General features: G+C 59.0%; 15 protein-coding genes and 1 riboswitch. Of the genes, 4 read left to right on the plus strand and 11 right to left on the minus strand.

The window, feature by feature from the left end; translation table 11 throughout:
- Nucleotides 1-219: 219 nt before the first annotated feature.
- The 3 genes from KJS55_RS06750 to KJS55_RS06760 all read right to left on the minus strand — a co-directional run bounded on the left by KJS55_RS06750 (nt 220) and on the right by KJS55_RS06760 (nt 3,067).
- Nucleotides 220-1,416, minus strand: coding sequence for a vWA domain-containing protein (locus tag KJS55_RS06750; RefSeq protein WP_213542976.1), 1,197 nt, complete (start codon nt 1,414-1,416; stop codon nt 220-222).
- A 5-nt stretch (nt 1,417-1,421) separates the two neighbouring features.
- Nucleotides 1,422-2,240: an AAA family ATPase gene (locus KJS55_RS06755; protein ID WP_187029902.1), complete on the minus strand. Its 819-nt coding sequence runs from the start codon at nt 2,238-2,240 to the stop codon at nt 1,422-1,424.
- A gap of 68 nt (nt 2,241-2,308) precedes the next feature.
- On the minus strand, nt 2,309-3,067 hold the full coding sequence (locus KJS55_RS06760; RefSeq protein ID WP_187029904.1) for a ZIP family metal transporter: 759 nt from the start codon (nt 3,065-3,067) through the stop codon (nt 2,309-2,311).
- Nucleotides 3,068-3,252: 185 nt separating this feature from the next.
- Between KJS55_RS06760 and KJS55_RS06765 the strand changes: the two genes are divergently transcribed.
- Together KJS55_RS06765 and KJS55_RS06770 are read left to right on the plus strand one after the other, a co-directional pair.
- Nucleotides 3,253-3,807: a GNAT family N-acetyltransferase gene (locus tag KJS55_RS06765; RefSeq protein WP_187029906.1), complete on the plus strand. Its 555-nt coding sequence runs from the start codon at nt 3,253-3,255 to the stop codon at nt 3,805-3,807.
- A 70-nt stretch (nt 3,808-3,877) separates the two neighbouring features.
- Nucleotides 3,878-5,140, plus strand: coding sequence for an amidohydrolase family protein (locus tag KJS55_RS06770; protein WP_187029908.1), 1,263 nt, complete (start codon nt 3,878-3,880; stop codon nt 5,138-5,140).
- Nucleotides 5,141-5,268: 128 nt separating this feature from the next.
- On the opposite strand, the gene KJS55_RS06775 is transcribed toward KJS55_RS06770, so the two are convergent.
- The 8 genes from KJS55_RS06775 to KJS55_RS06810 all read right to left on the minus strand — a co-directional run bounded on the left by KJS55_RS06775 (nt 5,269) and on the right by KJS55_RS06810 (nt 11,442).
- Entirely contained in the window at nt 5,269-5,772 is a 504-nt protein-coding gene (locus KJS55_RS06775) for a hypothetical protein (RefSeq protein ID WP_213542977.1), read from the minus strand.
- A 79-nt stretch (nt 5,773-5,851) separates the two neighbouring features.
- The gene (locus KJS55_RS06780; RefSeq protein WP_187029912.1) at nt 5,852-6,322 is read right to left on the minus strand and encodes a COG2426 family protein; all 471 of its coding nucleotides are present in this window, start codon (nt 6,320-6,322) and stop codon (nt 5,852-5,854) included.
- Between the two features lie 61 nt (nt 6,323-6,383).
- Nucleotides 6,384-7,196, minus strand: a complete 813-nt coding sequence (locus KJS55_RS06785; RefSeq protein ID WP_187029914.1) for a hypothetical protein — start codon at nt 7,194-7,196, stop codon at nt 6,384-6,386.
- Nucleotides 7,190-7,885 (minus strand): ABC transporter ATP-binding protein, encoded by a 696-nt coding sequence (locus KJS55_RS06790; RefSeq protein WP_187029916.1) that lies wholly within the window; start codon nt 7,883-7,885, stop codon nt 7,190-7,192. Before KJS55_RS06790 ends, KJS55_RS06785 begins: the two co-directional genes overlap by 7 nt.
- A complete protein-coding gene (locus KJS55_RS06795) occupies nt 7,866-8,255 on the minus strand; it encodes a GntR family transcriptional regulator (protein ID WP_187029918.1) in 390 nt (129 codons plus the stop codon). The genes KJS55_RS06790 and KJS55_RS06795 overlap by 20 nt, the downstream gene beginning before the upstream one ends.
- A 243-nt stretch (nt 8,256-8,498) precedes the next feature.
- Entirely contained in the window at nt 8,499-9,347 is an 849-nt protein-coding gene (locus KJS55_RS06800) for an HAD-IIB family hydrolase (protein ID WP_213542978.1), read from the minus strand.
- 50 nt (nt 9,348-9,397) lie between these two features.
- A complete protein-coding gene (locus tag KJS55_RS17650; protein ID WP_213542979.1) occupies nt 9,398-10,594 on the minus strand; it encodes a PSP1 domain-containing protein in 1,197 nt (398 codons plus the stop codon).
- Nucleotides 10,591-11,442, minus strand: coding sequence for a DNA polymerase III subunit delta' (locus KJS55_RS06810; RefSeq protein ID WP_213542980.1), 852 nt, complete (start codon nt 11,440-11,442; stop codon nt 10,591-10,593). Before KJS55_RS06810 ends, KJS55_RS17650 begins: the two co-directional genes overlap by 4 nt.
- A 261-nt stretch (nt 11,443-11,703) precedes the next feature.
- On the opposite strand from KJS55_RS06810, the gene KJS55_RS06815 reads away from it, so the two are divergent.
- Both KJS55_RS06815 and thiT read left to right on the plus strand, forming a co-directional pair.
- Nucleotides 11,704-12,153 carry a hypothetical protein gene (locus KJS55_RS06815; protein WP_187029926.1) on the plus strand — a complete coding sequence of 150 codons (450 nt, stop codon included), beginning with the start codon at nt 11,704-11,706 and terminating at the stop codon, nt 12,151-12,153.
- Nucleotides 12,154-12,360: 207 nt separating this feature from the next.
- Nucleotides 12,361-12,475, plus strand: a riboswitch (TPP riboswitch).
- Nucleotides 12,476-12,521: 46 nt separating this feature from the next.
- Entirely contained in the window at nt 12,522-13,082 is a 561-nt protein-coding gene (gene thiT / locus KJS55_RS06820) for an energy-coupled thiamine transporter ThiT (RefSeq protein WP_228300478.1), read from the plus strand.
- Nucleotides 13,083-13,263 lie beyond the last annotated feature (181 nt).

The following is a 13,263-nucleotide window of genomic DNA, read 5'->3' on the forward strand; positions in this document are numbered from 1 at the left end:
CACAGAATGCTGAAAGCTTTCGCTTGTTTGCTCTTTACGCAGCAAACATGCCGAACTCTTGCGTCCATGTCATGAAAGGAAGAAACCAGGCCGGCTGACCTGGTTCTTCCTTTTGTGATTTCAACGCAAGATCGTTTCACGGGAGAAATTCTCGTTTTTCTGGCCGCTTATGCGCACTTCCCTAAATGATATTGGCGGAAGCGGCCTCGCTTTTTCCGATCATCGCCGCACCATCAGCCGCTTCATGCCTTTTTCCAGTCCCTCGGCGGACAGATCATACATCTGGAAGATCTGCCCCAGCTGGTAGTGGGTCTGGCTCCAATAGTCCGGTTTGGACGGCATCGGCTCCGGATTGAGCCAGATCAGATAGGGATACTGCTTTTTAAACCGCTCCAGCCACTCCAAGCCTGAGGGCGCATAGGTCCCCTTGCCCCACTGAAACTGCTTTTCCCGCAGCTCGTAGGGGTTCATGGCGGCGTCGCCCACGATAATGACCTTATAGCTGCTGTCAAAGTTCTGGAGCACCCACTCCGTGGGCACCTCTCCGCTGCGCCAGAGCTGCGGGCCCTGGAAGAGGCTGGAAAAAATGCAGTTATGGAAGTAATAGGTGTGCAGCTCCTTAAAGTGGTTGGACTTGGTAGCCGCCTGGAAGAGCATGCTGCAAAGCCCCGCGTAATACTCCATGGAGCCGCCGGAATCCATCAGCAGCAAAACCTTGACGGTATTCTTCCGCGGATTCTTGTAGCGCACCTGCAGCGAGCCCGCGTTTTCGCAGGTGTCGTGGATGGTGCTGTCCACATCCAGCTCCTTGTCAACGCTCTCTGTCTGGACCGACAGCTGCCGCAGCAGCCGGAAGGCCATCTGAAATTGCCGGGTGTCCAGGGTATTGTCCTTCCGGAAGTCCCGAAATTTCCGCTCCCCGGCCACCGCCATAGCCGTCCGGTAGCGGCCCTGGCCGCCGATCCGGATGCCGTTGGGGTGCCAGCCGCTGTTGCCCCAGGGGGTGCGCCCCTGAGTGCCCACCCACTTGCTGCCGCCGTTGTGCTCGGCATCCTGCTCCTCCAGCCGCTCCTGCAGCAACTTGAGAAGCTCTTCCATGGTCTCGTCCGGGAAGCCGGCCGTCATCAGCTCTTCAATGGTCCGCTTCAGATCCTCAGAGGGGTGCTCCAGCCACTCCAGCATCTCCTCCGGCAGCTCTCCGTTGAAGGGAATGTCCTTGAAAAATTCCAGGAACACCTGGTCGAAGCGGTCGAACTCCACCTCGCTTTTCACAACAATCGCCCGGCAGAGGTGATAAAACCCCGTCAGGCTGGACTTGTGCAGCCCCTTCTCCATGCCCTCCAGCAGCGTCATCCACTCGTTGGGGGAGACGTCTAATCCCCGCTGACGCAGCAGATAAAAAAATGCAACAAACATGGCGCTTACCGCTTGCTCTTTTGCAGCAGCTGCAGGTCCTTATCCTTTTTCAGCAGCACGCCGGCAAAGGGAATCTCCCGCTCGATCCGCCGCGGCTCGATGCCGCCGGCCACCATGGCCCGCAGCCAGTCTACCAGCTCCGAGGTGCTGGGCTTTTTCTCAATCCCCCGCAGCTCCCGCACCCAGTAGAACGCCGCCAGAGCCTGCTGCACCAGCCGTTCATCCAGCTTGTCGAAGTGGACGCGCAGAATGTCCTCCATCTGCTCCTGGTCTGGGAACTCGATATAGTGGAAGACGCACCGGCGCAAGAACGCGTCGGGCAGCTCCTTTTCCGCGTTGGAGGTGATGATCACGATGGGGCGCTGTTTGGCCTTGACCGTCTCCTTGGTCTCCGGGATATAGAACTCCATCTGGTCCAACTCCCACAAAAGGTCGTTGGGGAACTCCAGATCCGCCTTATCCACCTCGTCGATCAGCAGCACCACCTGTTCCTCGGAGGAGAATGCCTCGCCCAGCTTCCCGAGCTTGATATACTTGGCAATGTCGTCCACGCCGGCGTTGCCGAACTGGCTGTCATACAGCCGCTGCACCACGTCGTAGACATACAGTCCGTCCTGAGCCTTGGTGGTGGATTTCACGTTCCAGATAATGAGCTTCTTTCCCAGGGCCTCCGCCACCGCCTGTGCCAGCATGGTCTTGCCAGTGCCCGGCTCGCCTTTGATCAGCAGGGGTTTTTGCAGCGTGACCGCAATATTCACAGCGTTCATCAAATCCTGGGACGCCACATAGCGGCTGCTGCCAGTAAACTTCGTCTCCATGGTCATTTCCTTTCCTGTTTTGTATTGTCCGGCTCATTATACCATATAGTTTGCTAACAAAACAAGTCTCTTTTTTACCCCAAAGCAACATCTAAAACCATCATGATCAAAAATCCTGTCACAAATCCACAGGTCCCTGCCCGGCTGTGAGCCTGGGGCACCAGCTCCTCCACCACCACATAGAGCATGGCGCCCGCCGCGAAGCTGAGAAGCCAGGGCATCAGGGGCTGCGCCCAGGCCGCAAGCCCCACCACCAGAACGCCGAAGATCGGCTCCACAACGCCGGAGAGCATACCGCCTGCGAAGGCTTTCCGGCGGGATAATCCCTCTTGCCGCAGCGGGAGGGCGATTGCAGCTCCCTCTGGAAAATTTTGAATTCCGATTCCCAGTGCCAGCGCCGCAGCACCGGCAAAATTCTCACCGCTGGCCGCCAGAGCAAAGGCCAATCCCACCGCCATGCCCTCCGGCACATTATGTAAAGTAATCGCCGTCATCAGCAGTGTGTTCTGCCGCCATGTCTCCTCCGTCCGTTCCCGTCTAAGATGGGGCAGCAGGGCGTCCAGCGCCGCCAGAAATACAACGCCTGCCAGCATCCCCGCCGCTGCCGGCAGCCACCCGGGAAACCGGCCCGCCTCGGCAGCCTGGTCAATCGCCGGCAGCAGCAGGCTCCACACGGAAGCCGCCGTCATCACACCGGCTGCAAAGCCCAGCGCGGTCTTTTGAAACCGGGGCTTTGGCTCCCCGGTCAGGAAAAATACTACGGCGGCGCCCAGGGTGGTCATCAAAAAGGTAAACCCGGTGCCCAGCGCCGCCCACTGAATGGATCGCAGCATAAGTCTCTCCGCCTTTTCCGGAATTCGAGCGAATCACCGCCCGTATGCCAGTATAAGCGTTTTGCGGCGTGGAGGTGCGGCCTCCCTCCACCCCTATCCTGGCCGGAACGCTCCCTTCCGCCTTGCCGGGGCAGATTTTTCATGTTAAACTGAAAAAAACTGAGAAAATAAGGAGGATCAACAACATGACGCCCCTGTGTACCAGGCGCCTGCTGCTCCGAGAGCTGCAGCAGGCAGATTTGCCCGCCGTAGCCAGACTCCTGCAAAACGAGACCGCCATGTACGCCTATAAGCACGCCTTTACCGACGCGGACGTCCAGGCGTGGCTGGACCGGCAGCGCAGGCGGTACGCCGCCCACGGCTTCGGCCTATGGGCCGTTGTGCTGCGGGAGACGGGCGCCGTGATCGGGCAGGCGGGGCTGACCTATCAGCCGTATCTCGACACTCAGGTTCTGGAGGTCGGGTATTTGCTGGAGCCAGCCTACTGGCGCCGCGGCTACGCCACGGAGGCGGCGCGGGCCTGCCGAGACTATGCCTTCGGCTCTCTTGGCGAGGACAAAGTCTCCTCCATCATCAAATCCGACAACGCCCCTTCCATCCGCGTCGCGGAGCGCCTGGGCATGACGCGGGAGGCGGAGTTTACCGCCCGGTATTTCAGCGGCGAGCAGCCGCATGTTCTCTACTCCGTCCGGCGGGCGGACGCCGCCGCTTGCTTTTTTGCCGGGAGTATGCTACCTTGAACATGCCGCAGGACGCGGCGCGGGCAGGCACGCCTGCCCCTTTGGAACTCTCATGAGATGAGGTGACACGATGTCAATCACCATTTTGAAGGGCGACGTGGTCTCCGCCCCCGCCCTGGGTCAGCTGGATACGACGGAGCAAGGCTATCTGGTAGCGGAGGACGGTGTGATCCAGGGTGTCTTCCCGGCGCTTCCGGAGCGCTACGCCGGCGCGCCGGTGGAGGACTGGGGCCGCGCGCTGATTCTCCAATCCCTGGCAGACCTGCACCTGCACGCGCCGCAATACCCGCTGATGGGCACAGGCATGGATCTGCCGCTTCTGGAGTGGTTAAACGCCTATGCCTTCCCCACCGAGGCCCGCTATGCCGACCCGGACTATGCCCGGGAGGTCTACCGCCTACTCTCCCGGGATTTGGCCGCCTGCGGCACCACACGGGTGTGCATGTTCTCCTCCCTCCACACCGACGCCACGCTCATTTTGATGGAAGAGCTGGAAAAGGCCGGCATCACCGGCTTCGTGGGAAAGGTGAACATGGACCGCAACAGCGCGCCGGGGCTTTTGCAGGAGACCACGGAGGAGTCCCGGAGGGAGACGCTGCGATGGCTGGAGGCCTGCCAGGATTTCCCCCATATCAAGCCAATTCTCACCCCCCGGTTTATCCCCTCCTGCACGGACGGGCTGATGACCTTTCTGGGGAAGCTCGCTCAGGAGCGGGGGCTGCCTGCCCAGTCCCACCTGTCGGAAAACCGGGCGGAGATGGACTGGGTCCGGCGGCTGCATCCGGACTGCGCCCAGTACTGGGAGGCCTACGCCAAGTACGGCCTCTGGAACGAGCGTACGCTGATGGCCCACTGTGTCTGGTCCGATCAGCGGGAGCGCGCCGCCATGCGGGACTCCGGCGTGACCATGGTTCACTGTCCTGACTCCAATTTGAATCTCTGCTCCGGGTTCCCCCAGGTGCAGGTCATGCTTCGGGAGGGGGTCAAGGTGGCCCTTGGCAGCGATGTGGCCGGCGGAGACCGGCTGAGCATGTTTGACGCGGTGGCAGGGGCCGTCCGCTCCTCCAAGGCCCGCCGGATGGTGGACGGCGCAGACTTTCTCACGGTGCCGGAGGCCTGGTACCTGGGGACCTCAGCCGGCGCCGCCTACTTTGGAGAGGCCCCGGGCTTCGCTCCCGGAAACGCCCTCCACGCTATTGTTCTTTCAGACGATCAGCTGCCGCAGCCCCACCCTCTGAGTCTTTCAGAACGGCTGGAACGGTGCGTGTACCGGCGTCAGCCAGGGGCCATCCGGGCCGTGTGGAGCGCAGGCAGGAAGATTTACGAGGCATAGGGCTCCCTCCACCGGAACGCCGGCTCAGCGGGGCACCGTGCAATCAGGGACCGTCTTATTCAGGTGAAAGAGGGGAGAGCCAATTGGCTCTCCCCTCTTTCACCCTTGGACCACGGCGGTGCTTCGCATCATGAAAATCCCCCTGGGTTCCGCAGGGCGGCCGCCGTCTCTGGAGGCGCGTCATAGCAGAAGCTCAAAAAGCCCCTAATCGCATCCGCATCCTCCACCCATTCGGCCGCAAGGTCCGCCACAGCTTCCATGCTGTCAGGCAGAATTTCCAGCAGCACCCGGTCGCTGTCCTTCTGGACGCTCACGCGCATCACCTCCAGAAGCTCCCGCTCCGCCGCCGGGTCCTCCCCCGCCAGAGCGGTGGTCTCCTGCCAGAGGATGTAGGTATAGAGCGGCTTGATCGGCTCCTCGCCCTGGGGAGTGGCTTCGCCGCTGGTAAAGCTGTTGATCAGCTCATTCATCTCCTCCACTGCGGCCTGGTCGGAAATGACGCAGACCTCTGCCTTATCCGCGTCCAACACCTGATAGCTGGTCTCCTTGACAGCCTCTTCTTCCGCCGGAGCGCCGCAGGCGGTCAGCAGCAGCGAGAAGAGCAATGTACAGAGTATGGCGCTTTTTTTCATGGAAATCCCCTCTTTCTCTTTTGCCGCCGTACCATGGAACGGGGCAGGAAACATGTGATAAGACGCCGCTGGACAGCTCTCAAAAAAGGTGTACCACGCCCATCGTCACCGCCGTGACCAGAGCCCCCGCAATGGCCACTCCCAGGAAAATGGCAGGCAGGGCGTGGCGCATCCGGATGTCCAGCAGCGCCGCCACCAGAGCGCCGGTCCATGCGCCGGTCCCCGGCAGGGGAATGGCCACCAGAATGATCAGCCCCGGCAGCCGGTACTTACGCACCAGCCGCCCCTTCAAGTGGGCGCGGCGTTCCAGCCATTCGATCTTCGGTCCAAACAGGGCTGTCTGCCGCAGCCAGTCAAAAATCCTGCGAATCAGCAGCATGATGAATGGCACCGGCACCATATTGCCAAGGATGGCCGCACCGCAGGCCAAAGCAGGCGGCAGACCCGCCGCCACGCCCACGGGAATGGCTCCCCGCAGCTCCAGCACCGGAACCATGGCGGTTCCAAAGGTCAGCAATAGTTCTCCTGGCATCGTCTCCAAAAAAGGCATGGGCCTCCCCCTTGCATTGCGGACCCCGGCTCCGGGGTCCGCAGAGTCTTTGCTATCTAGTTTACTCCAGATTCAGATGCTTTTTCAAGAAGTATGTTGTCACCATGTAGAAAACCGCGCCGTAGAGCGCCACAGACACGATCATGACCAGCATTGCCGCGTGCATGGCCGCCATCCCCTCCAGATGGATGATCTGCGCACTCAGGAAAAAGTCCAGCCCTGTGGCGTCCGCGAAGATCACCAGGGCAGAGACCAGCATCTGCATGATGAACTGGAACAGGAAGAAGCAGCCCACGGACCAGGCCATCTTATGATTGGGGCGGCTGTGGCCCACCGCCAAGGCCGCATAGAACTGCAGGCACATCGCCGCGCTGCCCACGAAGCACAGCGCCAAAAACTCCACAGCCAGCGCCGCGCCGTTCAGGGCGTAATAAGCCGTCAACTGGTGGAAGAGATCAAACAGTGCCTGGAAAAACTGGCTTACAAGCCCCACATCATAGGCCATGACAAGGCAGGCCAGCATCACCATGAAAAGCGTTGCGGCAAACCACACAGTGGACACGATGATCTTGGCCCAAATCTGCTGGTGGACGGATACAGGCAGCGTCATCATCACATACCCCTCGTCCCCCAGCAAATTCTTGTAGAACCGCTGGACCATCACCACCATGCTCATGACACACACGCCCATGATCGCAACAACAAAGGCCATTACCAGCAATGCGCCCAGCACATCCAGCAGCTTATACTGGGTGCTCAGCAGTCCGCGGGTAGTGAAATTGGCGCCCACCGCCGTCACCAGCAGCACCAGGTACAGCGGCAGCATGATCCGCCCGGTTGCACGAAACTCGTGCTTCATCAACTTGATCAGCATTTAAACACCTCCCGGAACAGCGCGTCCACACTCATGCCCTTCTCCTCCCGGATTTCATCCACGGAGGATTGCAGCACCAGATGGCCCTGGTTGATAAACAACACCTCGTCCAGCACCTTTTCCACATCCGCGATCAGGTGTGTGGAGATCACCACTGCCGCTTCGGGGTTATAGTTGCTGATGATGGTGGAGAGAATGTAGTCCCGGGTGGCTGGGTCCACGCCGCCGATGGGTTCATCCAGCAGATACAGCTTTGCCGCACGGCTCATGACCATAATGAGCTGCACCTTCTCCCGGGTGCCCTTGCTCATCTGCTTGATCCGCAGGCGGGCCGGGATATTCAGATGGGCCAGCATCTCCTCCGCCGCCTCCCGGCGGAAGTCCTTGTAAAAGTCCTGATAAAAGTCCAGCAGCTGCGCCGCGGACATCCACGTTGGGATCGCCGTCCGCTCCGGCAGATAGCTGACCAGCGCGTGGCTTTCTCTGCCCGGCGCCACGCCGCAGATGCTCAAGCTGCCGGAGGTTGGCGTCAGCAGGCCGTTGGCCAGCTTAATGAGCGTGGTCTTCCCGCTGCCGTTGGGTCCCAGCAGACCCACAATCCGTCCCGGTTCTATGGAAAAGCTGAGCCCATCCAGCGCCGTGACGTGGCCATACTGTTTGGTCAGCTGATTACAGGTCAAAACTGCCATGGTCATTCTCCTCTCCCGTCTCCTGCCGCAGCAGGGCAATCATTTCCTCCCGCCGGAAGCCCAGCCGGACCATCGCCGCCACAAAGGTTTTGATATGGCGCTCGGCAAGGCCGCGCTTCGCCTGTTGAATCATGGTCTCATCCTCCGTCACAAATCTGCCCGAGGTCCGCTGGCTGTATACCAGGCCGTCCCTCTCCAGCTCCGCCATCGCCCGCTGCATGGTGTTGGGATTTACCCCGGCCTCTGTCGCCAGGTCCCGCACCGAGGGCAGCCGCTCTCCTTTGGGGAACACCCCGGTGACAATCCCCACTTGAATCTGCTCAATCAGCTGTGTGTAGATCGGAGCGTCATTTGAAAAGAACCACCGCATGGGACACCTCCTCGTCATTTGTACTATCTAATTAGTACAATAACACATTTTTCTGATTTGTCAAGAGGCTGCTGAAAAAATTTTTAATCTGGCAGTCCGACAGGGGCGCCCCACAGAAACAGGCTGCGCATCACCGCCCGATGCTGGTGCTTGCGCTTCATACCGCAGGGGGTCATCCCGCTGTCAGCACCTGCCTCCCATGCGGAAGGAACACCCCCGGCCTCAAGGCCGGGGGTGTTCCTTTTATCTGTATCGCTGATCTAAAATGTCCACAACCTCTGCCAGGGCGTCATGCCGGCAGTCCGCCACCAGTGTGGCGCCGCACGCACGGACGGCATCCACGCAGTTGGCTGGTGCAAATCCCTGGGCGGCCGCCCGCAGCATGGTGATGTCGTTGGCCTCATCCCCCACGCAGTACACGTGGTCCATGGGGATCTCCAGCCGCGCCGCCAGCCGCCGGACCATGCCGCCCTTACTGGCTCCCCTGCCAGTCAGCTCCAGCAGATTGGCTGCGGAGAAGGCCATCTCGCACTCCTGTATCCATGGCTGTGCAAGAAGCCGGTCCCGCAGCGCCTCCAGAGCGGCGTGCTCGTCCTCAAAAATCACCTTCGTCAGCGGCTGGGGTACCTCCAGCAACGACGCATCCTCCCGCACCGTGGTGTGGGTCAGATGCTCATGCTGGCGGGTATAGGCGTTGGGCCGGACGGCGTGAATCACGCTCTCCAGCAGGGGGTATGCCTCCGCCGCAGTGGTGGGAGAGGCCAGCAGCAGCTCCTGGCATCGCCGGCAGAGATCCCTGTTCAGCAGAATATAATCCAGATACTCCCGGGCGGAGAAATCATACAGCGCCGCGCCGTTGCAGATGATGGCCGGGGCGTTCATGGGAATCTCGTCCACAAAGTGCTCCAGTGCCGCCAGGGCCCGGCCGGTGGCCACCGCAAAACGGCCGCCCTGTTCCATGAAATACCGCAGGGCCGCCTGATTCCGCTCTGAAACCCGCGGCGCCTCCCCGCCGCTCCGGCGGGCGCTCTCCGTGTCCAGGAGGGTGTTGTCATAGTCGCTGGCCAGCAGTACGCCTGTGAATTTCCCCATGGGTTCCTCCCCTGCTTCTCTTCCCTAACTTAGACGAGGTCTCCCTGCCCCTATTCGCCCTTGGGCGGCTCTCCGCTTTTGCGGCGGCGGCCGCCCCGGTGGCGGGGCCGGCGACGCTTCGCACCCTCGTCGGAAGTTTTTGCTTCTGCCTGCTGTTCCGCCTTCGGCTGCTTAGGCGGAGTTTTCTCCTTAGGCTGCTCCGCTTTGGGCGCGCCGCTCTTGCCGCGGTGCCGGCCGCCCCGATGGCGGCGGCGGGGTTTCCCGCCCTCGCCGCTCTCCGGCCCGCCGATCTTCTCCCGCATCGGAGCTTCCTCCAATGCGGAGGTCATGTAAAATGGCATGGTGAGGCGCTGATCCTCCAAAAACTCCTCTTCCTGCTCCTCCACATACCGGCTGGGCCGCTCCGCGGGAACGGCAATCCCATCCCGGCTGCCCTTGCCGTTACGCAGAACGCAGACCTCACAGTTGTGATAACACTTCGGCGCCTCCGGTGCGGAGTCCAGGCTTACTTTCATGGTCTCCCGCAGCAAATCCACACTTTTGACATTGCCGGGGCCGTCCGGCGTCTGGACAAAGCTCTCCACCTTCGGCATCCGCTTGGCAGCGTCCTCATAGGCGTTCTGTTCGTATTTCAAACAGCACATCAGCCGCCCGCAGGTGCCGGAGATCTTGGTGGGATTCAGGCTGAGGTTCTGTGTTTTGGCCATCTTGATGGACACGGGCAAAAAGCCATCCAGAAACTGGGAGCAGCAAAACGGCCGCCCACAGATTCCAAGGCCTCCGATCATCTTGGCCTCGTCCCGCACGCCGATCTGCCGCAGCTCGATCCTGGCCCGGAACACACCGGCCAAATCCCGCACCAGCTCCCGGAAATCCACTCTTCCGTCCGCAGTAAAGTAAAAGACAATTTTACTGCCGTCAAAGCTGACCAGCACGTTCACCAGCTTCATATCCAAGCCGTGCTCTGCGATCTTCTTCTCGCAGATATCAAATGCCTCACTCTCCCGCCGGCGATTGTTGTCCACCGTGCGGCGGTCGCCCTCCGTGGCCATCCGCACCACCGGGCTCAGGGGTGTGACCACAGCGCTGTCCTCTACCTCGTGGTTGCCCTGAGTGCAGGTGGCGTATTCCAGCCCCTGCGCGGTCTCCACGATCACCTGTTCCCCCATTTTGACTGTGAGGCCCTGGGGATCAAAATAATAATTTTTACATCCGCTGCGAAAGCGAACGCTGATTACTTCTGTCAAAGGATACCCTCCAATTCCGCGGCAAGCGCGCCCAGCACATGACCCACGCCAACGTTATAGGCGCATTCGCCGTGATACCGTTCTAACAGCTCTATTGTGGACATGATTTGGGCTTTTGTCAAGTTTTTCGCAACAACTGGCGCGATTTCCCGGTTCTTTTCCTCCATCTCACGCCCATAGAGCGACAGCAGCGCCGCCGCAAAAATCTCCCGTCCCCGGGCCAGCATGGATGCCAGAGCGTCCCGGTCCGTCCGCTGCTTTTCCAGCCGCACCGCCAGCTCAGTCACAGCCCCCCGCCGGCCCCTGGCAATGCAGCGGCACAGCTCCTCCCCCAGCGCGGAGGACTCCCCGTCTACCTGCTCCTGCGGCGGCAGCTTCAGCTCCACACAGCGGGAACGCAGCGTCTGCAGTACCTGGCTGGGGTTCTCCGCGCAGAACAAAAACGCCGCGTAGGGCGGCCCTTCCTCCACGATTTTTAGCAGTACATTCTGGTCCTGCTCCGTCAGCAGGGCGCAGTCCGGGAAGATGTAAACCTTCCGCAGCCCCTCGTTGGGCTGGATGTAGGCGTCCGCCCGGATGCCGCGTACCACGTCCACGGCGATATTTTTATGGGCCTCGTCCCGGACCGCGGTCACATCCGGATGGATGTCCGAAAGCACCTTCCGGCAGGCGGGACAGACGCCGCAGGGCTTGTCCTGCCCAGTGCACTCCAAGGCTGCGGCGGCAAAGCGGGCGGCAGCAAGCCGGTCCCCCGGCCCGGTAAACAGCAGCGCATGGGACAGCTTTCCCCGTCCCGCAGCCTCCCGAATCTGAATAACCGCGGGATTTGATCTTGGTAAGGCGGCCATGGCGGCCCCTCCTCTCCAGCCCCGGGAATTTCTCCGAGGCAATTTTGATTTCAGTTTACCACAAATTTTTGAAAAAGAAAAGCCTGCACAGCGGCGGGCGGCAGGCGCCGTCTGTGTCCGCGGCGGCGGTGGCGTTTTCTCTCCCTTTTTGCTTTTGGACTGATGGGTTACCCCGTCAATTTCACCACACCTTGAATGAATCAGAAAAATATGATAAATTAAAACTGACTATAAATTCGAATTTTGTAAAGGTGCAAAATTATGAAAAAATTAATCGTTCATGTAATGATTGCTGTGACAATTTTATTTGGTTGTTATAATCTGATTTGGTATTTTGGAGCATATAAACCTTATGATGAACTTCAAGATAATTTCCCGGAGATAGAAGAGTCGGGTGTGAAGATTTATGCTGATAAAGATGATTTTCAGTATAGTGTAAGTGTTCCCGATTATCTTCTTTGGAATGGAAATCTGGCAATCACAGAACAAGATATTCAGTACGCACTGATTATTTGGATGAAACCATTTAGAAGTGGATTTAGTCAAGGTGTACTTTTTAACGGGTATAATAATTTGAATGTTCAAATTATGTTAAAAAACAGCAGTACAGCAGAGTCAGAAGAAGATCAACCGATTGTAGATGAAAATGATACAGTAATATCTATGCTATTTAATAAAGCAAATCAGGTATGGATGCTTGGATTAGAATAAATCAAAACAGCAAAGAACTACAAAACATCTTTTCTCTGTAAATTCCATTTTATCGGACTGTTTACATAAAGGAGCGCCTCCCTTTGTCAAAGTGACGGAGGGAGGTTATTTGTTGACTAAATCAGTCCAAAGGGTAGCTGGGAGCGTTTCCTCCGCTTCTTGACAGCGTCGCGTTTTTCTGCTATCCTTCTGGATAAACCACAGGACAATCAAACACAGGGGCGCTGGGAGGAATCCCGGCTGAGATGCAGGGCAGATACCGCCCGCTGTCCCTTGACCTGATCCGGGTAATGCCGGCGTAGGAAGTGTGTCTCTCCCTGCCGCGGCCCGTTTGATGGCCTGCGGCATTTTTTGTTGGAGGGAAATTCATGAACACGAAATCTCATCTGCGCACCCGAATGCTGTGCGAGGGAGCCCTGATGGTGGCTCTGGCTCAAATTCTCGGCTATCTCAAGCTGGCAGAGGCGCCCAACGGCGGGTCCATCACCTTTGCCATGTTTCCGATCATCCTCTTTGCCGTGCGCTGGGGCCTGCGCCCCGGCCTGATGGCGGGCTTTCTCTTTGGTCTGTTACAGCTCATTTTCGACGGCGCCTACGCCTGGGGCTGGCAGTCCATGCTGCTGGATTACCTGGTGGCGTTCACCCCGCTGGGGCTGGCCGGGCTATTCCGCGGGAAATCCTGGGGGCTGTTTGCCGGCACGCTGGCAGGCTGCCTGGCCCGATTTGCCATCCATTATATCAGCGGCGTCACCGTTTACAAAATTCTAGCTCCCACGGAGTTCCTGAACTGGACCTTTTCCAGTCCGGCCCTGTATTCTCTGGTTTATAACGGCTCCTACATGCTGCCGAACACCATCATCACCCTGTTGATATCTGTGGTGCTGTATGTGCCGCTGAAACGATTTATTCTGGGTTTAGACCTGAAATAGCCCCGTATTTTGTCGCCCCCGCCATCCGGCGGGGGCTTTTTGTGGAAAATCGACAGCGATTCCAAGCTTTTTTCTCCTTTTAAACGATTTCTTTTTTCTCTTTTGTGTATTGTTTTTTGAAAAATTCCTGATTATAATGGTAGATGCTAAAAAAGAAGGACGGAACAAGCTGCTGTGCAGC

Origin of the sequence: Pusillibacter faecalis (assembly GCF_018408705.1) — a bacterium.
Taxonomy (GTDB): Bacteria; Bacillota; Clostridia; order Oscillospirales; family Oscillospiraceae; genus Oscillibacter; species Oscillibacter faecalis.